Raw genomic sequence first — 21,105 nt, forward strand, 5'->3', positions numbered from 1 at the left:
CAGGTGGACCCCTGTACTTCTCACGTCCCCGCGCCCGGACCGGTTCAAGCCGTTCCGCGGGGCACAATGCGCCCCGCTCGACCCGCGCCTCGCACCGGGACGCCGTCCCCTTCGATCGTCCGGTACGGTCCGGTCGTCCCCGGCGTGCGCTACCGCTGGGAGTGCACTCCGGCCCGGTACTTGGGGATCCGGACGGTGATCTTCATGCCGGCCCCCACACCGGTCTCGATGACCAGGCCGTACTCGTCGCCGTAGACCTGCCGCATCCGCTCGTCCACGTTCGGCAGGCCGATGCCCGAGGCCGAGCCGGGCCGTTCGCCGGCCAGGATGCGGCGGAGCACCGCCGGGTCCATCCCCACCCCGTTGTCCTCGATGGTCAGCACCGCCTCGGAGCCCGCGTCCCGGGCCGCGATGGTGATCCGGCACTCCTGGGTGGAGTCCTCCAGCCCGTGCTTGACCGCGTTCTCCACGAGCGGCTGCAGGCACAGGAAGGGCAGCGCCACCGGCAGCACCTCCGGGGCCACCTGGAGGGTCACCTTCAGCCGTTCCCCGAACCGGGCACCGGCCAGCGCCAGATACTGCTCGATCGACCGCAGCTCCTCGGCGAGCGTGGTGAACTCGCCGTGCCGGCGGAACGAGTAGCGGGTGAAGTCTGCGAACTCCAGCAGCAGGTCCCGCGCCCGCTCCGGATCGGTCCGTACGAACGAGGCGATCGCGGCGAGGGAGTTGAAGATGAAGTGCGGCGAGATCTGCGCGCGCAGCGCCTTGATCTCCGCCTCCATCAGCCGGGTCCGCGACCGGTCCAGCTCCGACAGCTCCAGCTGCACGGACACCCAGCGCGCCACCTCCGTGGCCGCCCGCACCAGCACCGCCGACTCCCGCGACCCGTACGCCACCAGCGCGCCCACGATCCCGTCCTCGCCGGTCAGCGGGGCGACCACGGCCCACTTCAGCGGACAGTCCGGCCGCTGGCACTCGGTCCGCACACTGGCACTGCGCCCCGAGTCCAGCATCTGCAGCACCCGCTGCATCGCCCGCCGCTCGTGGTGGTCGGCCCCCGGCCCGTCCCAGGCCAGCACCGACTCGCGGTCCGTCAGACAGAGCGCCTCCGTGCCCAGCAGCGAGCGCAGCCGCCGGGCGGCCTTGCGGGCCGTGTCCTCGGTGAGTCCGGCGCGCAGCGGGGGAGCGGCCAGCGAGGCCGTGTGCAGGGTGTGGAAGGTGGCCCGCTCCACCGGAGTGCCGAGCTCCAGGCCGGCCCGTCCGGCGCGGCCCGCCCGCCACCGGCCCAGGACGTATCCGGTGCCGAGCAGCAGCGTGCTCGCCGCGCACAGCGCGGCGACCGTGACCGCGGTCATCGTTCCCCTCCCGCCCGTCCCGGTGCCGTCCGCCGCGTTCCCGGCCGTCCCGGTGCCGCCCGCCCGCTTCCCGCCCGCCCCGCCCCCGGCTGGACAGCCACGTCCTCCGGCAGGTGCAGCCGGGCCAGGACGGCCGCCGTCCCCGGGGGTATCCGGCGGCGCGTGGCCAGCGAGACCACGATCATCGTCACGAAGCCGAGCGGCACCGACCAGACGGCCGGCCACGCCAGCAGCGCGTGCACCCAGCCCGGCCGCACCAGCCCCGCCCGGGTGGCCAGCACCGCGGTCAGCGCCGCCCCGCCACCGGTCACCAGCCCGGCCACCGCCCCCGGCGGGGTCAGCCCGCGCCACCAGATGCCCAGCACCAGCAGCGGGCAGAACGAGGACGCCGACACTGCGAACGCCAGCCCCACCGCGTCCGCCACCGGCACGTCCGTGGCGGCCAGGCTGCCGCCCAGCGGCACCAGCATCGCCACCACCACCGCGAACCTGAAGCTCCGCATCCCCGCGGCGGGGGAGGCCGGCAGCACGTCCTGGTGCAGCACCCCCGCCACCGCCATGGTCAGCCCCGAGGCCGTCGACAGGAACGCCGCGAACGCCCCGCCCGCCAGCAGCGCCCCCAGCAGATCGCCCGCCGGCCCGCCCAGCATCCGCTCCGGGAGCACCAGCACGGCCGCGTCCGCGTCCCCGGTCAGCGCGAGTTCGGGGGCGTAGATCCGGCTGAGCGCCCCGTACACCGGCGGCAGCAGGTAGAACGCGCCGACCAGCCCGAGCACGGTCAGCGTGGTGCGCCGGGCGGCCCGCCCGTTCGGGCTGGTGTAGAAGCGGACCGCCACATGGGGCAGCCCCATCGTGCCGAGGAACGTGGCGAGGATCAGCCCGTACGTGGCGTACAGCCGCAGCTCGGCCCGGTCCCCGGACAGCGGCTCGGACCAGCTGGACACCCCCATGCCCACCTCGGACCGGGTGTCCGGCACCGGAGTGTCCGGCAGGAACACCAGATGGGCGCCCGCCCGCACGTTGTGCTGCCCGGTGCCCAGGGTCACCGGCTGCCGGTCGTACCGCCGGCCGTCCACCTCGCCGGTCACCCCGAGGGTCAGCGGCGCGTCGAGCGAGACCCGCACGTCCTCGGCGATCCGTACGTCGGTGTGCTCGCGGAACACCGCCCCGGCGTCGAACGAGGCGCGCGGCGCCCCGTCCCCGGCCCAGGCCGCCACCAGGAAGAAGGCGGGGACCAGCAGGGCGGTCAGCTTCAGCCAGTACTGGAACGCCTGGACGAAGGTGATGCTGCGCATCCCCCCGGCGGCCACCGCGGCGGTCACGACGACGGCCACGACCAGCCCGCCCGCCCAGTGCGGGGCGCCGGTCAGGATCGCCAGCGTCAGCCCGGCGCCCTGCAGCTGCGGCAGCAGGTACAGCCAGCCGACCCCGATCACGAACAGCACCGCGATCCGGCGCACCGCCTGCGACTCCAGCCGGGCCTCGGCGAAGTCGGGCAGCGTGTAGGCGCCGGAGCGGCGCAGCGGCGCCGCGACCAGGACCAGCAGCACCAGGTAGCCGGCCGTGTAGCCCACCGGGTACCAGAGCATCTCCGGCCCCTGCAGCAGTACCAGCCCGGCCACCCCGAGGAAGGAGGCGGCCGACAGGTACTCGCCGCTGATCGCCGCCGCGTTCAGGCGCGGCCCGACGGTGCGGGAGGCGACGTAGAAGTCGGAGGTGGTCCGGGAGATCCGCAGTCCCAGCGCGCCGACCAGGACGGTGGCGAGGACGACGACGGTGACAGCGGTCAGCGCGTACGTCTGATTCACCGGCGATCCTTCGGGCAGGGGACGCCCGGAGTCTACGCAGCCGCCGGTACGCGCAACAGCGGCTGCCAGGCCACGTCAGGGGCGCCGGAGAGCCGCCGGGCCGGGGCGCTATCCGACGGCGTCCCGGTTCTCCGCGCAGTCGCGGAGGGCGATCTCCAGCTCCACGTACGACTCCTCGGCCCGGCGGAAGGCCAGCCGCAGGGCCGCCTCGGCCCGCGGCGGAAGGTGCAGGCGGGCCGCTCCGTCCGCCTCGTACAGCACCTCGGCCCACCGGGCGGCCGCGCTGCGGAGGCGGGCCACCAGGGCCTCGGCCTCAGCCGGTCCGGCCGGACCGGTCCGGGGCAGTGCCGCCAGTTCGTCGAGCAGCGCCTGGATTTCGGACATATCGCTCCTCCCGCGCCCGGCGGATCCACGATACGGGCGGCCGGGCGGGCGGCGGCCGGATCGGCGGTCCGGGTACGGCCGACGGTCCGGCGGAGCGCCGTACGCCCCCGCGCGCGCGACGAACGGTCCCCGGCTGCGCCGAGCGGCGCACCGGCCGTCCGGCGCATGCCCGCGGCGGGTTTCCGCGTACGGCCGGCCGGTTCCCGCGACGGGCGGTGCCCTGGTACGGCCCGCGGCGCCGGCCCGGTCCGTGTCCGCCCGGGCCGGTCCGTGCCGGTCCGGGCCGGCCCATCCCGTGCCGTGCCCGCCCGCCCCGTGCCGGGCCGTTCCTCAGCCCGTCGCCTGACGCATCAGCAGGTCCCGCAGCTCCCGGGCGTGCCGCCGGCTGACCTGCAGTTCCGCCGAGCCCACCCGGACGCTGGTGGTGCCCGCGTCCAGCCGCAGCTCGTCGATCCGGCCCAGCGCCACCAGGTGCCGCCGGTGGATGCGGACGAACCCGCGCGCGGCCCACCGCTCCTCCAGGGTGGACAGCGGGATGCGCACCAGGTGGCTGCCCTCGTCCGTGTACAGCCGGGCGTAGTCCCCCTGTGCCTCGACGTACGCGATGTCGGCGATCGCCACGAAGCGGGTCACCCCGCCCAGTTCGACCGCGATCTGCTCCGGCGTCCGCTCCGGGACGACGGCCTCGGGGCCGGCCCCCGGGCGGAAGGCCACCCCGCCGCGTATCCCCTGCCCCGGTGCCGGGACCTGCTCCGGCATCGGGGCAGGTCCCCGCGCCGCCACCTGCGGGGGGACCCGCGGCGGCACGGGCAAGGGCGGCACGGGTGCCGGGGGCACGGGCACCGCCGGCGCGGGCGCCCCGGCCGGATCGGGGACCCGTCCCAACTGGTCGCGGACCCGGCGCACCGCCTCCGCGAGCCGCTCCGGGCGGACCGGCTTGAGGACGTAGTCCACCGCCTTCAGATCGAAAGCCTGCACCGCGAACCCCTCGTGGGCGGTCACGAACACCACCAGTGGCGGCCGGGCGAACCCGGCCAGCAGCCGGGCGATGTCCAGCCCGGTCAGCCCCGCCATGTGGATGTCCAGGAACACGGCGTCGATGCCGTCCGGGCCGTCCGGCCCGGACTCCAGCGCCCGGGTGATCCGGCGCAGCGCCTCCGTGGCGTCCGAGGCCCCCTCGGCACTGTGCACCCGCGGGTCCGACCGCAGCAGGTACAGCAGCTCCTCAAGGAGCGGCTTCTCGTCGTCGACCGCCAGTACGCGCACCATGCCACGGAGTCTAGGGAGCGCTCCGCCGGACCGACAGGGAAGCCGCCGCGCTCCCTGCCCGACCGTTCACTTGACCGTGATGAGCTTGCCCTCGGGGGACACCGCGTACCAGGTGCCGCCGACGCCCTGCCCGTTGGTGTCGCCGGGCTTCTTGTCCCCGGCGAAGGTGTAGACCGGCCAGCAGTCCACCGTCTGCTGCTTCTTGCCGTCCGGCCGGTCCAGTACGAGGTAGTTGCGGTCGGTGATGCCCTTGGTGTCGGCCTTGTCCACCGGCGCGACCACCGGCCACTTCGCCAGGCAGTCACCGGTGCACTTGGAGACCATCGGCCACGCCGTGTCCGGCTTGAACCGGTAGACCGTCATGCCGTTCTTGTCGATGATGTGGTCGCCCAGCTTGGGGTCCTTGCGGACCGACAGCCCCGGCTGGCCGGCCGGCACGGTCCCGCCGCCCCCGGCCGGCGCCTTCGAGGCCTTCTTGCCGTCGGCCGCGAGCGCGAACCAGGTCCCGCCGACGCCCTGTCCCTTGGTGTCACCCGGCGCGGCGTCCTTGGCGAAGCGGTAGGCCGGCCAGCCGCCGACCGTCAGCTGCTTGCTGCCGTCGCCGCGCACGACCTCGCCGATCAGCGACGGGTCCTGGCCCTGGGCGGCCTTCACGTCGCCCGCCGGGACCGGGGGCCACGCCTTGGCGCAGTCGCCCTCGCAGGTGGCCTTCGGGGGCTTCGCCGTGTCCGGGTCGAAGCGGTAGAGGGTGAAACCGGCGCTGTCGGTCAGCAGGGCGCCGATCGTCTCGTTCTGCACGGTCTTCAGCTCGCCGGCGGGTCCCGCCTTGCCGCTCGCGGCAGGTGCCGAGGCGGACGCCTGGGCCGGTGCCGCGGCTCCGGCCGCGGCCGCGTTGGACGCGCCGGCCTTGTCCTCCTTGGTGCCGCATGCCGTCGCCGCCAGGACGACGGCCAGAGCGACGGCCGCCAGGGAAGTTCCGCGCTTCGTCCCCATGTTGATCTCTCCCACGTGTGTCCGTGTCGCCGCCGCAGGGGGCGGGCAACTGTGTGGACAACACGCCCCGCCGGACCGGATCTGTTCACGGGTGCCGGTGTGGGGAGGTTCACTCACCCCGGGCTGAACCCGGACCGCCGCAGGGCCGTGGCCACAGACAGGCCCAGGATCTCGTGTCCGGCGTCGTTCGGGTGCAGACCGTCGGCCAGGTGCTCGGGGCCCAGCAGGTCCCGCCCGGGCAGCAGGGCCAGCCGGCCGTCGCCGGCCGCGATCCGGTCCCTCACCGCCCGTTCCATCGCGTCCCGCAACGCGCCCAGGGTGGCGCCCAGTTGGTTGGGCACGCGTTCGGCGTCCGGCCGCAGCACCGGCGAGACCAGCAGCAGCGGGGTGCTCGGATGTCCCCACCGGACCAGGTCCAGGAAGGCGCGGGTGGTCTCGTACAGCAGCGGGGCCGAATACGGCACCCGCGACCAGCAGTTGGTGCCGAAGGCGAGGGTGAGCACGTCGGCCGGCAGGCCGGCGAGCTGTTGCGCGGTGGCGAGTTCGCCGCGCGCGGCGCCCGCGTAGCCGAGGTTGACGGTGTCCCAGCCCAGGGTCCGCCCGGCCACCGCGGGCCAGCCGTGCGCGGGCCGGGTGGACCACCAGCCCTCGGTGATCGAGTCGCCGTGCACCACCCAGCGCGGGGCGGCGGGCCCCGGGGCGAGCGGGCCGCCTATCCCGCGCAGGGCGAGCAGCCGCGGGGCCTGGCCCTCCGGCGGGTGGACGGTGTAGGGCCCGCGGCCCGGCGGCAGGCCGATGCGTACGACGGCCTCGGCGGCCGGCTCGGTGAACACCTCGTCCAGCAGCCCGTCCCGGTTCCACAGCGCGAACCCGTGCGCGAGGTCGCGCAGCGCGTCCGTCGGGCCGGGGACGGTCGCCCGGTAGCGGATCTCCACGGCGTGCGCCGTGTCCGCGCCGAACTCCAGCCGTACGCCGATGGGCAGGGTGGCCCGCTCCCCGGTGTCCCAGGGCAGCCGCATGGTGTCGGCCGGGTCGGCGCGGACCGGCCGCTCCCCGTCCAGCCAGGCCACCCCGCGCAGGTACGGTCCCGGATCCAGCCACCCTTCGCCGTGGGTCACTCGGCGCCTCCGATCGTCGTGTCCCTGGTCTCCGCGACCCGGCCGGACGGAGCGTTCTCCGCGTTGCGCCGCCGTCCTGCCGCACCGGGCAGGGCGACGGCCCGCGGGGTCCGTACCAGGCCCGGCGCCACCGCGTTGACCCGTACCCCGCGCGGGCCCGGTTCCACCGCGGCGGAGCCCACCGGCGAGACAGGGGCCCGCCTTGGGGGCGCCGTAGGCGGCGTGCAGCGGGGCGCCGGTCGGCCGGGACCGCCCGCACGGCACGGAGGCCCCTCCGGTCGGCCGGCCGGACGAGCTCCGTGCCGGGGCTCCGGCGCGTCGATCCCATGGAGCGCGTCCAGGTCCATGGGAGGGCACGCTGCGGCAAATCTGACGAAGTGTCAAGAAAGGTTGCTCAGGGTGACCGGCGCACTGATCGAACGTCCGCGTGCAACGAACGACCATCCCGGACGGATCCGCGCAACGATCGTGCGCGAATCTGCAAGGATGGTGCATTACGGGCGGGAACCCTCACCCCCTAGGCTCACTCCCCGTACGTGGAGTGGCGCGACCGCCTCCCCGGCTGTCCGCCCTGCACACCTGTCCAGGTCCTGTGCTCCTGCTCGGACTCGCTGCGGTCGACGCCGTAACCCCCGATCCGCAGTGTCAGAAGGAGTCCCCTCGTGCTGGACCACGGCCAGGCGCCACCGCTCACCGCGCGGCCTGTCAATCCGCTGCTCCGCCGCAAGCCGGTCGAGCGCCTCGTCGAAGAGGCCGGCCAGGGCGAGGGCGGTGCGCTCAAGCGCTCCCTCACCATGTGGCAGCTGACCATGATCAGCATCGGTGCCACCCTGGGCACCGGCATCTTCGTCGTCCTCGGCGCGGCCACCCCGGTGGCCGGTCCGGCCGTCTGGATCGCCTTCATCCTCGCGGGCCTGACCGCCCTCTTCTCGGCGCTGTCCTACGCCGAGCTGGCCGGCTCCATCCCGGTCTCCGGCTCCTCGTACTCGTACTCGTACGCCACCATGGGCGAGTTCATCGCCTGGATCTGCGGCTGGTGCCTGGTCCTGGAGTACGGCGTCTCGGTGGCGGCCGTGGCCGTCGGCTGGGGCGAGTACCTCAACGAGCTGCTCGACGGCACCATCGGGATCACCATTCCCGAGACCTTCTCCGCGCCGATGGGCGAGGGCGGCTACATCAACATGCCGGCCCTGGTCGTGGTCCTGCTCTGCATGGTCTTCCTGCTGCGCGGCGCCAAGGAGAGCGCCCGGGTCAACTCGATCATGGTCGGCGTCAAGATCGTCACCCTGGTGCTGTTCTGCGTGATCGGCTTCATGGGCATCAAGGCCGGCAACTACACCCCGCTGGCCCCGCTCGGCATCACCGCCATCAGCACCGCCGCCTCCATGCTGTTCTTCTCCTACATCGGCTTCGACGCCGCCTCCACGGCCGGCGAGGAGGCGAAGAACCCCAAGAAGGACCTGCCCCGCGCGATCATGCTCTCGCTGCTGATCGTCACCGGCCTGTACTGCCTGGTCGCCTTCGTCGCCGTCGGCGCCATGCCGTGGCAGAAGTTCGAGGGCAGCGAGGCCGCGCTCGCGCAGATCATGGAGGACGTCACCGGCCACAGCTTCTGGAGCGTGGTCCTCGCGGCCGGCGCCGTGATCGCCATCGCCAGCGTCGTCTTCGCCGTCCTCTACGGCCAGACCCGCGTGCTCTTCGCGATGTCCCGCGACGGCCTGATCCCCAAGGTCTTCGCCAGGGTCGACGAGAAGACCGGCACCCCGCGCGCCAACACGATCATCGTCTGCCTGTTCTGCGGCGCACTGGGCGCGTTCATCCCGCTGGACGAGCTCGCCAACGCCACCAGCATCGGCACCCTCTTCGCCTTCGCGCTGGTCAACGTGGCCGTGGTCATCCTCCGCTACACCCGCCCGGACATGCCGCGCACCTTCAGGGTCGCCCTGTTCCCGGTCACCCCGATCCTCGGCTTCGCCTTCTGTGGCTACCTGATGTGGGAGCTGCCGATGCCGACCTGGATCGCCTTCGGTGGCTGGATGGTGGTCGGACTCGTGATCTACTTCTTCTACGGAATGCGCCGCTCCACCCTGGCGGTGGCCGCGGCCGAGGTACCGACAGAGAAGTGACCCACCCCCCGTGCGACTGAACGATCTCGACGAACGCATCGTGCACGCCCTCGCCGAGGACGCCCGCCGCTCCTACGCGGACATCGGCTCCGAGGTCGGCCTGTCCGCGCCCGCCGTGAAGCGGCGCGTGGACAGGCTCCGGGCCGAAGGTGCCATCACCGGCTTCACGGTCCGGGTGGACCCGGCCGCGATGGGCTGGGAGACCGAGGGCTTCATCGAGATCTACTGTCGGCACAACACCTCGCCGGACGACATCCGGCGCGGCCTGGAGCGGTACCCCGAGGTGGTGTCCGCGTCGACCGTCACGGGCGACGCGGACGCCCTCGTCCAGATCTTCGCCTCCGACATGCGGCACTTCGAGCGGGTGCTGGAGCGGATCGCGGGCGAGCCGTTCGTGGAACGCACCAAGTCGGTCCTGGTCCTGTCCCCCCTCCTCCGCCGCTTCACCTCCGGCGCCCCGGCATAACCCCCGGGCCCCGGGCCCCGGCGTGCCCCCGCGGAATCCTCCCGGGGCTCACCCCGCCCCGGCCCGGGGTTGCCGGGGCGAAGCCCCGCCCCCGCCGGACTGCCGGCCCCCGGGCGCCCCGGGGCACCTCCCCACCGGTTCCCGCTGAGCGGAGCCTGCCCCCACCCCGCCCCGCCCCTCGCCCCGGACCCCCTCGGGCCTGCGCCCCGGACCCCGGTGGGGCTCCGCCCGGGCCGCCATGGAGCTACGCTCGCGCCCCTCCCGGGCTCCGCCCCGGGATCCCGGTCGCCGGCCGTAGCCGGCCGATGGTGTGCTGCCCAGGGGCGCGGGGAACTGCGCGACCAGCCACAGCCGGTCCGCAGGCCCGGCACGGCCTGCCCGCCCCGGGGCGCGGGGTCCGGGGCGGAGCCCCGGTTTCGGGAAGGGGGCGGGGTGGGGACATCGCCCCGCGAAGGCCGCCTGGGCACGCAGAGCCGGCCGGGCCCGCAGCCCGAGCGGCCGGCCGCCGGGCCGGAGCCTCCGCACGGAGCCCCGCCGAGCCCGGGGCGGCAGCGCCGCAGCGCAGCCCCGCACCGCCGGGCCGAAGCCCCGCACGGGCACCCGGCGGGCCCTGGGACCGCAGTCCCGCACCGCCGGGCTGGAGCTCAGGACGGGCACCACCCGGGCCGGGGCCCGACCCGCACCGCCGGTCGGAGCGACGTACCGTCGGCCGGCGCCGGCACGGCCCCCGCAGAGCCCCGCGCGGGTTATCGTGCAAGCCCGGGCCGGACCGGGGGAGTGCGCAACGAATCGCCGCCCGGCCGGAAGCCGACCCACCAGGGGCAGGGCCGGGGCAGCACCCCGCAGAGACCGGGCCGGACGGACAGCCCGCGCAACGAATCGCCGCGGCACCGCCAAAACGCGCAACGAATCGCTCATCGGCACGCAACGGTCGCGCCTTGTACCCGCCGGACGGCAAAACGTACGGTCATAGCACCGCATCCCACCCACCCCACCTTCCACAGAGGTACGCCCATGCCCCCGCTGCGCACCGCCCTCCTTCAGAGCTCCGGCCGGCTCGGCGACGTCGCCGAGAACCTGAAGGCGCTCGACGAGGCGGCCGAGCGCGCCGCACAGGCGGGGGCCGGGCTCCTCGTGACCTCCGAGATGTTCCTCACCGGCTACGCCCTGGAGGTCGAGGAGATCGCGCGCCTCGCCGAGCAGGCGGACGGCATGTCCGCCCGCGCCATCGGCGAGACCGCCCGCCGCCACGGCCTGGCCGTCCTCTACGGCTACCCGGAGAAGGACGCCGCGACCGGCACCGTCTACAACTCGGCCCAGCTGATCGGCCCCGACGGCACCCCGCTCGCGAACTACCGCAAGACCCACCTCTTCGGCTGCTTCGAGCAGGACGCCTTCACCCCCGGCGACACCCCGGTCGTCCAGGCGGACTACGCGGGCCTCCGCATCGGCATCATGATCTGCTACGACGTGGAGTTCCCCGAGAACGTCCGCGCCCACGCGCTCGCCGGCACCGACCTCCTCCTGGTGCCCACCGCCCAGATGCACCCGTTCCAGTTCGTCGCCGAGCAGCTGGTCCCCGTCCGGGCCTTCGAGAACCAGATGTACATCGCGTACGTCAACCGCACAGGCCCGGAAGGCGAGTTCGAGTTCGTCGGCCTCAGCTGCCTGGCGAGCCCCGACGGCACCACCCGGACCCGCGCCGGCCGCGGCGAGGAGATGGTGTTCGGAGAGGTCGACCCCGAGCGCCTCGCCGCCTCCCGGGAGAACAACCCGTACCTGCGCGACCGCCGTCCCGGCCTGTACGCCTCCCTGATCTGACCCACCCAGCGCCGGCGCCCCGCTCCCCGCGCCCGGCGCCCCGCGCCCCCGCCCCGCCCCCGCTCCACCCCCTGAGCCCTGCCCGCAAGGAGACGTACCCCATGACGTCCACGGTGCCCACCACCGCCGTCCCGCACAGCGACGGACAGCCGCCGATGCCGCCGATCACCATGTTCGGCCCGGACTTCCCGTACGCCTACGACGACTTCCTCGCCCACCCCGCGGGCCTGGGCCAGATACCGGCGACCGAGCTCGGCACCGAGGTCGCGATCATCGGCGGCGGCCTCTCCGGCATCGTCTCCGCCTACGAGCTGATGAAGATGGGCCTCAAGCCCGTCGTCTACGAGGCCGACCAGATCGGCGGCCGGCTCCGCACCGTCGGCTTCGAGGGCCCGGAGGCCGAGGGCCTCACCGCGGAGATGGGCGCCATGCGCTTCCCGCCCTCCTCCACGGCGCTCCAGCACTACATCGACCTGGTCGGCCTGCAGACGCAGCCCTTCCCGAACCCGCTCGCCGAGGCCACCCCCTCCACGGTCGTCGACCTCAAGGGCGAGTCCCACTACGCCGAGACCATCGCCGACCTCCCGCAGGTCTACCGCGACGTCGCCGCCGCGTGGAACGCGTGCCTGGAAGAGGGCGCGGACTTCTCCGACATGAACCAGGCCATGCGCGAGCGCGACGTCCCGCGCATCCGCGAGATCTGGGCCAAGCTCGTCGAGAAGCTCGACAACCAGACCTTCTACGGCTTCCTCTGCGACTCCGAGTCGTTCAAGTCCTTCCGCCACCGCGAGATCTTCGGCCAGGTCGGCTTCGGAACCGGCGGCTGGGACACCGACTTCCCGAACTCCATCCTGGAGATCCTCCGCGTCGTCTACACCGAGGCGGACGACCACCACCGCGGCATCGTCGGCGGCTCCCAGCAGCTGCCGCTGCGCCTGTGGGAGCGCGAGCCGGAGAAGATCGTCCACTGGGCGCAGGGCACCTCGCTGGCCTCCCTCCACGACGGCGCCCCGCGCCCGGCCGTGACCCGTCTGCACCGCACCGCCGGCAACCGGATCACCGTCACCGACGCCTCCGGCGACATCCGCACCTACCGCGCCGCGATCTTCACCGCGCAGTCCTGGATGCTGCTGTCGAAGATCCAGTGCGACGACTCGCTGTTCCCGATCGACCACTGGACGGCGATCGAGCGCACCCACTACATGGAGTCCAGCAAGCTCTTCATCCCGGTGGACCGGCCGTTCTGGCTGGACAAGGACGAGGAGACCGGCCGCGACGTCATGTCGATGACGCTCACCGACCGGATGACCCGCGGCACCTACCTGCTGGACAACGGCCCGGACCAGCCGGCCGTCATCTGCCTGTCGTACACCTGGTGCGACGACAGCCTGAAGTGGCTGCCGCTGTCCGCGAACGAGCGGATGGAGGTCATGCTGAAGTCCCTCGGCGAGATCTACCCGAAGGTCGACATCCGCCGCCACATCATCGGCAACCCGGTGACGGTCTCCTGGGAGAACGAGCCCTACTTCATGGGCGCGTTCAAGGCGAACCTGCCCGGCCACTACCGCTACCAGCGCCGCCTGTTCACGCACTTCATGCAGGACAGCCTGCCGGAGGACAAGCGGGGCATCTTCCTCGCCGGCGACGACATCTCCTGGACGGCCGGCTGGGCCGAGGGCGCGATCCAGACGGCGCTGAACGCCGTGTGGGGCGTCATGCACCACCTGGGCGGCTCCACCGACGCCTCGAACCCGGGCCCGGGCGACGTCTACGACGAGATCGCCCCGGTCGAACTCCCCGAGGACTGACCCTCCCGGATCCGGCGGATCCCTCACGGACCGTCCTTCCCGGACGGTCCCCGTGAACCCGGGCCGTCACCGCGCCACTCCCCTGAGCGCGGTGACGGCCCGTTCTCATGCGCCGGGTTCACCGCCCGGTCCGGCGCCGGATCCCGTCCGATCGCCGGCGGGTCTCGAAGCCGGTCACCCGCGCCAGGCCACGGCCGCCCGGGCGGGGAGACGCGGGTGGGGGACGGCCAGCGGGGTCAGCAGGCAGCGGCCCACCAGGCCGACGCCGGAGTCCAGGGACTCGGTGAACTCCTCGGCCAGGTCGGGTGTCCGGCGCAGGGTCCACAGCAGGCGGGCCGCCGCCCAGGCGCCGTCGCGGGCCCGCTGCAGGCTCCACGAGCCGAGGAGGTGGGTGACCGGGTCCGCGACCTCCAGCAGGTCCGGGCCGGGCATCAGGTCCTCGCGGATCCGCTCCTCCAGGGCGATCAGGGTGTCCCCGACCCGGTCGAAGTCACCCTCCAGGTCCACCGGGCGCAGGCCCAGCGCCCGGCAGGTGTCCACCACCGCCAGCGCCAGGTCATGCCCGATGTGCGCGTTGATCCCCGCCAGCGCGTACTGCAGCGGACGCACTCCGGGGTGCCGCCGGTACTGGAACAGCGGCCGCCAGCAGGCCGGACTCCGACCGCCCTCGGCCGCGGACTCCACCGCTGCGAGATAGCGCCGGGCGAACCGCACGGTCAGGTCCCCGGCCCGGCGCCGGTCCGGGAAGTCCCCGCCCCCGATCCGGCCGTGCAGGGTTTCGGTGACCGTCAGATAGACCCGGTTGAACACCGCCACGCCGTCGTGGGCGGGCAGCGCCCGGTCCAGTTCGTGCATCCGCGCGAGTACCGCTTCCATCGTCCCCTCCCGAACCGTCCCCGGAGTCGTGTACGGCGCAGCACGCCGGCCCCTTGCCCGGCAGGTTGCCAGGTCGCATCGCGGTACCGCGCGAACCGGCCGCAATCTTCGCCGGTTTGGGCGAACGGCGGTCGGAGTCCCGGGTCCTGGCCGCCCGGCCCGGTCATGTGAGCGGGGAAAAACGATCGACAGAAGAGCCCGCGAAGCACTGTGATGGTTCCTGACTGCCCGCCGGACGGAGCGGGCCGGCCGCAGGAGCTGCTCTTGGCAACCGGGAGGACCCGCGATCCCTTCCCCGTGATCGATGCCGCACTCGCCAGACGTCTGGTCGATGCGCAGTTCCCGCAATGGGCCGACCTGCCGCTCAGGCTGCTCGACCCGGCCGGCTCGGACCATGTGATCTACCGGCTGGGCGAGGAACTGTCCGTCCGGCTGCCCCGCCACGCCGGGGCCATCGGGCAGGCCGAGAAGGAGGCCGAGTGGCTGCCCCGGCTCGCCCCGCACCTGCCCCTGGCCATCCCCGTGCCGGTGGGCGTGGGTGATCCCGGCGCGGGCTATCCGTGGCCGTGGGCGGTCTCCCGATGGCTGGACGGCGAGGCTGCCAGTGCCGAGGCACTGGCCGGCTCGTCCCGGGCAGCGGCCGAACTGGCGGAGTTCCTGACCGCCCTCCAGCAGTTCGTACCCGAGGACTTCCCCGTCGGGGGCGCGCGCAGTGAACTCACCGCCGGGTCACTGGCCGACCGGGACCGCGCGACGCGCGCCGCCATCGCCGAGGTCGGCGGCGTGTTCGACCGGGCGGCCATGGCCGGCCTCTGGGACACGGCGCTCGGCGCACCGGGATGGGACCGCTCTCCGGTGTGGTTCCACGGCGACTTCCACACCGGCAACCTGCTGACCGTCGACGGCCGCCTCAGCGCGGTCATCGACTTCGGCGGGCTCGGCATCGGCGACCCGGCCTGCGACCTGACGATCGCGTTCACCCTGATGTCGGCCGGCAGCCGGGCCGTCTTCCGGGCCGCGCTCGGCGTGGACGACGCCACCTGGGCCCGCGGCCGCGGCTGGGCGCTGGCCACCGGTCTGAACGCCTACACCTCCTACGCCGCGGACAACCCGCGGGTTGCCGCGCAGACCACCCGGCAGATCACCGAGGCTCTGATCGGCTGAGCAGCCGGTGCGGGCGAGCGGCCCGGAGGAGCCCCCAGGCCGGCTCTTCCGGATCGTTGCGGGGTAGCCGTCATGAACCAGGCGCCCTGCGCTTCCCGGCGTACCGGGCGATCTGCGAGCGTCACATCGCCGACCGTCCTGCGGACTGCTCCCGCAGTTGAACGTTCGTTGCTTCCGGACCGGGGAACCTTCGGACCCGGACGACTCGTACCCGACCCGCGACGGATCTCTGACTCAGGTCACTCGCCGCCGAGCCGCTCCTCGTCGTAGGCCGAGGTGCCCTCATCCAGCAGGGGCTCCTGCTCCCTGAGGTGGGCCGGGGCGAAGAAGCGCAGTGCGTGGTAGCCGGTGATGACCACGATCGTGCCGAGCGCGATCCCGCTCAGCTGGAAGTTCTCGGTGAACTCCAGGCTGACGTTGCCCACGCCGATGATGATGCCCGCCGCGGCCGGCACCAGGTTGAGGGGATTGCGCAGGTCCACACCGCCGTTGATCCAGATCTGCGCGCCGAGCAGGCCGATCATTCCGTAGAGGATGACCGTGATGCCGCCGAGCACCCCGCCCGGGATCGCCGCCACCACCGCGCCGAACTTCGGGCACAGGCCGAAGAGGAGCGCGAAGCAGGCGGCCGCCCAGTACGCGGCGGTCGAGTACACCCGGGTGGCCGCCATCACCCCGATGTTCTCGGAGTAGGTGGTGTTCGGCGGGCCGCCCACGGCCGTGGACAGCATCGAGGCCGCGCCGTCCGCCGCGATCGCCGTGCCCAGCCTGTCGTCCAGGGCGTCCCCCGTCATCTCGCCCACCGCCTTCACATGGCCGGCGTTCTCCGCCACCAGCGCGATCACCACGGGCAGCGCGACCAGGACCGCCGACCACTCGAAGACCGGGGTGTGGAGGGAAGGGAGGCCGATCCAGTCCGCCTCGCCCACCCCCGACAGGTCCAGCCGCCAGTGGTCCACCGCCTCCGTACCGCCCGCGGGGGAGTGGATCATCCCGAAGACACGGTCGAAGACCCAGGAGATGCCGTATCCGAAGAGCAGCCCGAGGAAGATCGCGATCCGTGACCAGAAGCCCCGCAGGCAGACCACCGCCAGCCCGGTGAACAGCATCACCAGCAGCGCCGTCCACTGGTCCTGGGGCCAGTACGTCGAGGCCGTCACCGGCGCCAGGTTGAAGCCGATCAGCATCACCACCGCGCCGGTGACCACCGGAGGCATCGCGGCGTGGATGATCCGGGCCCCGAACCGCTGCACGGCCAGGCCGGCCAGGAAGAGCGCCGCGCCCACCGTGAACACCGCGCCGGTGACCACCGCGCTGTCCCCTCCGCTCGCCCGGATCGCGGCCGCGACCCCCACGAAGGACAGCGAACAGCCCAGGTAGGAAGGGATCCTGCCGCGGGTCGCGAGCAGGAAGACCATCGTCGCGATGCCGGACATCATGATGGCCAGGTTCGGGTCCAGGCCCATCAGCACCGGCGCGACGAAGCTCGCGCCGAACATGGCCACCACGTGCTGCGCGCCGAGCCCGGCGGTACGCGGCCACGAGAGCCGCTCGTCGGGCCGTACGACGGCTCCGGGGGCGGGGGTCCGCCCGTCGCCGTGCAGGGTCCAGCGCACGCCGAGGCCCATGTGCTGCTCCGTTCCGCCGTTTCGCCGGCCGGTGAGTGGGAAGGACGGGAGGGCCGCCCTCCCGCCGCCGCAGCACGGTCGGCGCCACGGCCGGCGGTCAGTTTACGGCTGGATTGCTGACGGTTCGTCCTGTTCCGCCGACGTGGTGCCGGAACCGGCCTTCCGCGGTCGCAGCACCCGGGCCCCGGGCACCAGCGCGAACGCCAGCGCCGTCACCAGCGTGAACGACACCACCAGCGAGCTCGCGTCGGCCACCGCCCCGATCGCCGACGGCGCGATCAGCCCCGCCGTGTACGTGATCGTCGCGACCCCGGCGATCGCCTGCGCCGGAGCCGGACCGCTGCGGCCCGCCGCCGCGAAGGCCAGCGGGACCACCACCGCGATGCCCAGCCCCAGCAGCCCGAACCCGGCCAGCGCGCCCGCGGGATGCCGTACGAGCACCACCAGCAGCCCCCCGGCCCCGGCCAGTGCCCCGCCCGCCCGGACCGTGCGCACCGCGCCGAACCGGTCCACCACCCGGTCCCCGGCCAGCCGTGCCACCGCCATGGTCAGCGCGAACGCCGTCGTCGAGGCGGCCGCCAGTCCCGCGTCCGCGTCCAGCACGTCCCGCAGGTAGACCGCCGACCAGTCCAGGCTCGCCCCCTCGGCGAACACCGCACAGAAGCCCACCGCCCCGATCAGCAGGGCCGACCTCGGCGGCAGCGCGAAGTGCGGCGGAGCCTCCTCGTCCGCCGCGCTGCGCAGGTCCAGCACTCCGCGTACGGCGACCAGCCCGGCCGCCGTCAGCAGCAGGGCGGCGACCAGGTGGTGCAGCCGGGCATCGGTGCCGGCGTGCGCGGCGAGCGTCCCGGCCGCGGCGCCGAGCAGCGCGCCCACGCTCCACATCCCGTGCAGCGAGGACATGATCGAGCGGCCCAGCCGGTTCTCGGTCTCCACGCCCAGCGCGTTCATGGCCACGTCCGACATCCCGGCGGTGGCGCCGTAGAACAGCAGGGCCGCGCAGAGCGCGAGCAGGCCGGGGGCCAGGCTCGGCAGGGTCAGCGACAGGGTCCACAGCACCAGCAGCACGCGCAGCGCGGTGCGGGCACCGAGCCGGTGGTTGACCCGCCCGGCGAGCGGCATCGCGAGTGCGGCGCCGATCGCCGGGAAGGCCAGGGCCAGCCCCAGGCTGCCGGCGCCGAGCCCGGTGTGCTCCTGGATCCACGGGATGCGGGTGGCCAGGCTGCCGGTGACGGCGCCGTGCACACAGAAGACGGCGGCCACGGAGCGGCGGGCGCGGCGCAGCCGCCGCGGCGTGAGGTCGGTTTCCCCGGTCGTTGGCGTCATGCGCGGTAAATTATCAGGAAGCCTGCCTGATAAAAATTGTTTTCCGGCTCCTTAGGATGAGCGAGTGACTGCTGCCCGCCCCCCTGCCACGCCCGCCGCCTCCCCCGCGTCCCCGAGCACCGCCCGGGCGATCAACGACCGGCTGGCCCTGCATCTCCTCCAGGACGAGGGCCCCCTGACGGCCGGCCAGCTCAAGACCAGGACCGGCCTGTCCCGCCCCTCCGTCGCCGACCTCGTCGAACGGCTCACCGGCGCCGGGCTGATCGAGGTCGTGGGGGAGTCCGGCGAACAGCGCCGCGGCCCCAACGCCAAGCTCTACGGAATCGTCTCCCGCCGCGCCCACCTCGCGGCCCTGGACGTCCGCACGGACAGCGCCACCGCCGTGGTCACCGACCTGCTCGGCAACCCCCTGGCCGAGACCGCGCTCCCGGTCGCGGCACCCGCCGACGCGGTCGCGGCGCTGCGCCGTGCCACCCGGGAGGCCGGGGCCGACACCCTGCACACCGTGATGATCGGCGCACCCGGCCTGGTCGCCCCCGGCACCGGCGAACTCCGCGACAGCACCGGGCTGCCCGCCTGGCACCGGGACCTGGTCGGCCTGCTCCAGCGCGAACTGCCCGCCCGGGTCCTGGTGGAGAACGAGACCAACCTGGCGGCCGTGGCCGAACAGCGCCTGGGCGCCGCCCGCGACCTCGGCTCGTTCGTGCTGCTGTGGCTGGGCGCCGGGGTCGGCGCGGCCGTGGTCCTGGACGGCCGGCTGCGCCGGGGTGCCTCCGGCGGCGCCGGCGAGATCGGCTTCCTGCCGGTGCCGGGGACGGCCGGCCTGCCCTCCGCCACGGACTGCGGGGGCGGCTTCCACGCCCTGGCGGGCCGGGCCGCCGTCGTCGACCTGGCGGCCGGGCACGGCTTCACCGGCAGTCCGGAGGAGGCGGTGGCGGGCGCGGCCGGCCCGGCCTTCCTCGACGCCCTCGCGGAACGGCTCGCCCTCGGCGCGGCCGCGGTCGCCGCCGTGCTCGACCCCGGCTGCGTCATCCTGGGCGGCGAACTCGGCCGGGCCGGCGGCCCCGCCCTGGCCGACCGGGTCGCGGCCCGGCTCGCCGCCCTCACCCCGGTCCCCACATCCGTCCGCGCCTCCACCCTCGGAGGCGGGGCCGTGCTCTCCGGCGCCCGCCTGGCGGCCCGAGACGCCGCCCAGCAGGTGCTGTTCGGCCCTCCGGGGCCGGAAGGGGAGCCCCGCTGAGGCTCGTCGGCCTCACTCCCGTGCCCGGCCGCCGGTGATGGCGCCCGGGAGGTGCTGTTCGGCCCGCCCGGTCCAGGGCGGCCGGCCGGGGCGTGACACGCTGGGCACTGCGCGGCGCGGCGGTTACGGCGACGAGGGGTAACTCATGCTGATCGACGAGGTGTTGGACCGCTGGGACTTCCGCGAGGTGCACACCCTGGTGGTGCCCGCCTCGCCCGAGGCCGTCTGGCGGGCGCTCGACGGCCTCACCCCGGCGGATGTACCGGCCGCCGCGGTGCTGATGGGCATGCGCACCCTGCCCACCCGGCTGGCGGTGGCAGTCCGGCGCGGCCGGCGGGCCAAGGCCGCCGGAGCCGGGGTCGCACCGGGCGGTCGGGCATCGTCCGTCGCCGGTGGGACGGCTGACGCCGGGCAGCCGCGGACCCTGCGGGAGGCCATGGCCGTACGGTTCGTGCCGCTTGCTGAGCGGGCGGGGGAGGAGACCGTGTCAGGCGCGGCCGGCCAGTGGTGGAAGCCCGCGGCGCCCTTCGTGCCGCTCGGCGGCCCCGAGGACTTCCGGGAGTTCCGCACCCCCGGCCACCTCAAGGCCGCGATCGACTTCCGGGTCACCGCCCACCCGCGCGGCGCCCTGCTCCGCACCGAGACCCGGGTCGTCGCGTTCGACGCGCGGACCCGGCGGGTGTTCGCCCCCTACTGGTACCTGCTGGCCCGGCCCTTCGGCGGGATCATCCGGCAGGCGATGCTGGGGGCGGTGGCCCACCGCGCTCTGGCCGGCGAGCCCGCCGCCTGACGGTGCCCGGCTCCCGCCGGACGAGGCCCTCCTCGGGGCAGCAGGCAGACGATGATCGGCAGTCGGCAGTCGGCAGTCGGCAGTCGGCAGTCGGCAGTCGGCAGTCGGCAGTCGGCAGTCGGCCCGCCGGGCCGGACCCCCGTCCCGGTCCGGCGGGCCCGGCCGCCCGGCCGGTCAGGCCGCGTGGATGCCCTGCCGGTCCAGGAACTCCGTGAAGCGGCCCTTGCCGACCGCGTGGGACGGGGTCAGGTGGCCGCCCCGGCGGAACGCCGCGAAGGTCTTCCCCGGCAGCCGTACGCCCAGCACCGGCCGGCGCCGGCCCGCGGCCCGCAGGTAGACGTGGGCCAGGTCCGTCATGACGTGCGTCTCCGGCCCTCCCATGTCCGCCACCCGCCCGGCGGGCGGGGCGACCGCCAGCTCCGCCAGCCGGGCGGCGACCTCCTCCACCTCGATGGGCTGGTCCGCCACCCCCGCCGGGACCAGCAGCACCGGCAGCTTGGCCATCGCCCGGAAGTAGCCCAGGACCAGGTCGTGGAACTGGGTCGTGCGGAGCACGGTCCAGCCCAGCCCCGACTCCTCCAGCATCCGCTCGACCGCGTACTTCGCCTTGTAGTACGGCAGCGGGACCCGGTCCACGCCCACGATCGAGATGTAGACCAGGTGGCGCACCCCCGCCGTGCGGGCCGCCGCGACCAGGCGGGCCGCCGCCTTCTCGTCCCCGCCCCTGGGGTTGCTCGCGCAGTGCACCACCACCTCCGCACCGGCCAGCGCCGCGTCCAGGCCGGTGCCCTGGAGCAGGTCCACCGGGTAGTCGGCGGAGCTCCGGCTCAGCACCCGGACCTCGTGGCCCGACTCCCGCAGCCGCCGCACGAGCGGCCTGCCGAGGGTGCCGGTGCCTCCGGTGACGACGATGGTGGTCATGGTGTGCCTGCC

18 protein-coding genes are annotated in these 21,105 nt (G+C 74.2%); 7 read left to right on the top strand and 11 right to left on the bottom strand.

The genetic code is table 11. The annotated features are described in order from the left end of the window. Positions 1-149 precede the first annotated feature (149 nt). The 7 genes from ACGFQ9_RS31710 to ACGFQ9_RS31740 form a co-directional block, all read right to left on the bottom strand. Entirely contained in the window at positions 150-1,355 is a 1,206-nt protein-coding gene (locus tag ACGFQ9_RS31710) for a histidine kinase (protein ID WP_393578607.1), read from the bottom strand. Continuing rightward, entirely contained in the window at positions 1,352-3,163 is a 1,812-nt protein-coding gene (locus tag ACGFQ9_RS31715) for a cation acetate symporter (RefSeq protein ID WP_393578608.1), read from the bottom strand. Before ACGFQ9_RS31715 ends, ACGFQ9_RS31710 begins: the two co-directional genes overlap by 4 nt. 108 nt (positions 3,164-3,271) lie before the next feature. After that, positions 3,272-3,547, bottom strand: a complete 276-nt coding sequence (locus tag ACGFQ9_RS31720) for a hypothetical protein (RefSeq protein ID WP_393578610.1) — start codon at positions 3,545-3,547, stop codon at positions 3,272-3,274. 330 nt (positions 3,548-3,877) lie between these two features. Then, positions 3,878-4,816 carry a LytR/AlgR family response regulator transcription factor gene (locus ACGFQ9_RS31725; protein WP_393578612.1) on the bottom strand — a complete coding sequence of 313 codons (939 nt, stop codon included), beginning with the start codon at positions 4,814-4,816 and terminating at the stop codon, positions 3,878-3,880. Positions 4,817-4,882: 66 nt separating this feature from the next. Then, the gene (locus ACGFQ9_RS31730) at positions 4,883-5,809 is read right to left on the bottom strand and encodes an SCO0930 family lipoprotein (protein ID WP_393578613.1); all 927 of its coding nucleotides are present in this window, start codon (positions 5,807-5,809) and stop codon (positions 4,883-4,885) included. A gap of 113 nt (positions 5,810-5,922) precedes the next feature. Continuing rightward, entirely contained in the window at positions 5,923-6,927 is a 1,005-nt protein-coding gene (locus ACGFQ9_RS31735) for a GDSL-type esterase/lipase family protein (protein WP_393578614.1), read from the bottom strand. Continuing rightward, the gene (locus ACGFQ9_RS31740) at positions 6,924-7,109 is read right to left on the bottom strand and encodes an SDR family oxidoreductase (protein ID WP_393578615.1); all 186 of its coding nucleotides are present in this window, start codon (positions 7,107-7,109) and stop codon (positions 6,924-6,926) included. Before ACGFQ9_RS31740 ends, ACGFQ9_RS31735 begins: the two co-directional genes overlap by 4 nt. Positions 7,110-7,589: 480 nt before the next feature. On the opposite strand from ACGFQ9_RS31740, the gene ACGFQ9_RS31745 reads away from it, so the two are divergent. The 4 genes from ACGFQ9_RS31745 to ACGFQ9_RS31760 all read left to right on the top strand — a co-directional run bounded on the left by ACGFQ9_RS31745 (position 7,590) and on the right by ACGFQ9_RS31760 (position 13,148). Then, entirely contained in the window at positions 7,590-9,053 is a 1,464-nt protein-coding gene (locus ACGFQ9_RS31745; RefSeq protein WP_393578616.1) for an amino acid permease, read from the top strand. 10 nt (positions 9,054-9,063) lie between these two features. Further along, entirely contained in the window at positions 9,064-9,519 is a 456-nt protein-coding gene (locus ACGFQ9_RS31750) for an Lrp/AsnC family transcriptional regulator (protein ID WP_030027017.1), read from the top strand. Between the two features lie 1,014 nt (positions 9,520-10,533). After that, a complete protein-coding gene (locus tag ACGFQ9_RS31755; RefSeq protein WP_393578617.1) occupies positions 10,534-11,340 on the top strand; it encodes a carbon-nitrogen hydrolase family protein in 807 nt (268 codons plus the stop codon). Between the two features lie 101 nt (positions 11,341-11,441). After that, positions 11,442-13,148, top strand: a complete 1,707-nt coding sequence (locus tag ACGFQ9_RS31760) for a flavin monoamine oxidase family protein (protein WP_393578619.1) — start codon at positions 11,442-11,444, stop codon at positions 13,146-13,148. A gap of 174 nt (positions 13,149-13,322) precedes the next feature. Here ACGFQ9_RS31760 and ACGFQ9_RS31765 read toward each other — a convergent pair whose 3' ends face one another. Beyond that, positions 13,323-14,024, bottom strand: a complete 702-nt coding sequence (locus ACGFQ9_RS31765; protein WP_393578621.1) for a DUF5995 family protein — start codon at positions 14,022-14,024, stop codon at positions 13,323-13,325. 264 nt (positions 14,025-14,288) lie between these two features. Here ACGFQ9_RS31765 and ACGFQ9_RS31770 point away from each other — a divergent pair, with 264 nt between their 5' ends. Then, the gene (locus tag ACGFQ9_RS31770) at positions 14,289-15,188 is read left to right on the top strand and encodes an aminoglycoside phosphotransferase family protein (RefSeq protein ID WP_393578623.1); all 900 of its coding nucleotides are present in this window, start codon (positions 14,289-14,291) and stop codon (positions 15,186-15,188) included. Positions 15,189-15,427: 239 nt separating this feature from the next. Here the strand turns inward: ACGFQ9_RS31770 and ACGFQ9_RS31775 are convergent, their stop codons facing one another. Beyond that, on the bottom strand, positions 15,428-16,816 hold the full coding sequence (locus ACGFQ9_RS31775) for a uracil-xanthine permease family protein (RefSeq protein ID WP_393578624.1): 1,389 nt from the start codon (positions 16,814-16,816) through the stop codon (positions 15,428-15,430). 102 nt (positions 16,817-16,918) lie between these two features. Next, complete coding sequence (locus ACGFQ9_RS31780; protein WP_393578626.1) at positions 16,919-18,142, bottom strand: MFS transporter; 1,224 nt, start codon at positions 18,140-18,142, stop codon at positions 16,919-16,921. Between the two features lie 64 nt (positions 18,143-18,206). Between ACGFQ9_RS31780 and ACGFQ9_RS31785 the strand changes: the two genes are divergently transcribed. Both ACGFQ9_RS31785 and ACGFQ9_RS31790 read left to right on the top strand, forming a co-directional pair. Beyond that, positions 18,207-19,382: an ROK family transcriptional regulator gene (locus ACGFQ9_RS31785; protein WP_393578628.1), complete on the top strand. Its 1,176-nt coding sequence runs from the start codon at positions 18,207-18,209 to the stop codon at positions 19,380-19,382. 145 nt (positions 19,383-19,527) lie between these two features. Next, positions 19,528-20,172: a hypothetical protein gene (locus ACGFQ9_RS31790; RefSeq protein ID WP_393578630.1), complete on the top strand. Its 645-nt coding sequence runs from the start codon at positions 19,528-19,530 to the stop codon at positions 20,170-20,172. 174 nt (positions 20,173-20,346) lie between these two features. On the opposite strand, the gene ACGFQ9_RS31795 is transcribed toward ACGFQ9_RS31790, so the two are convergent. Continuing rightward, the gene (locus tag ACGFQ9_RS31795) at positions 20,347-21,093 is read right to left on the bottom strand and encodes an SDR family oxidoreductase (RefSeq protein WP_393578632.1); all 747 of its coding nucleotides are present in this window, start codon (positions 21,091-21,093) and stop codon (positions 20,347-20,349) included. Positions 21,094-21,105 lie beyond the last annotated feature (12 nt).

Source organism: Streptomyces sp. NPDC048603 (assembly GCF_043199475.1).
GTDB lineage: Bacteria > Actinomycetota > Actinomycetes > Streptomycetales > Streptomycetaceae > Streptomyces.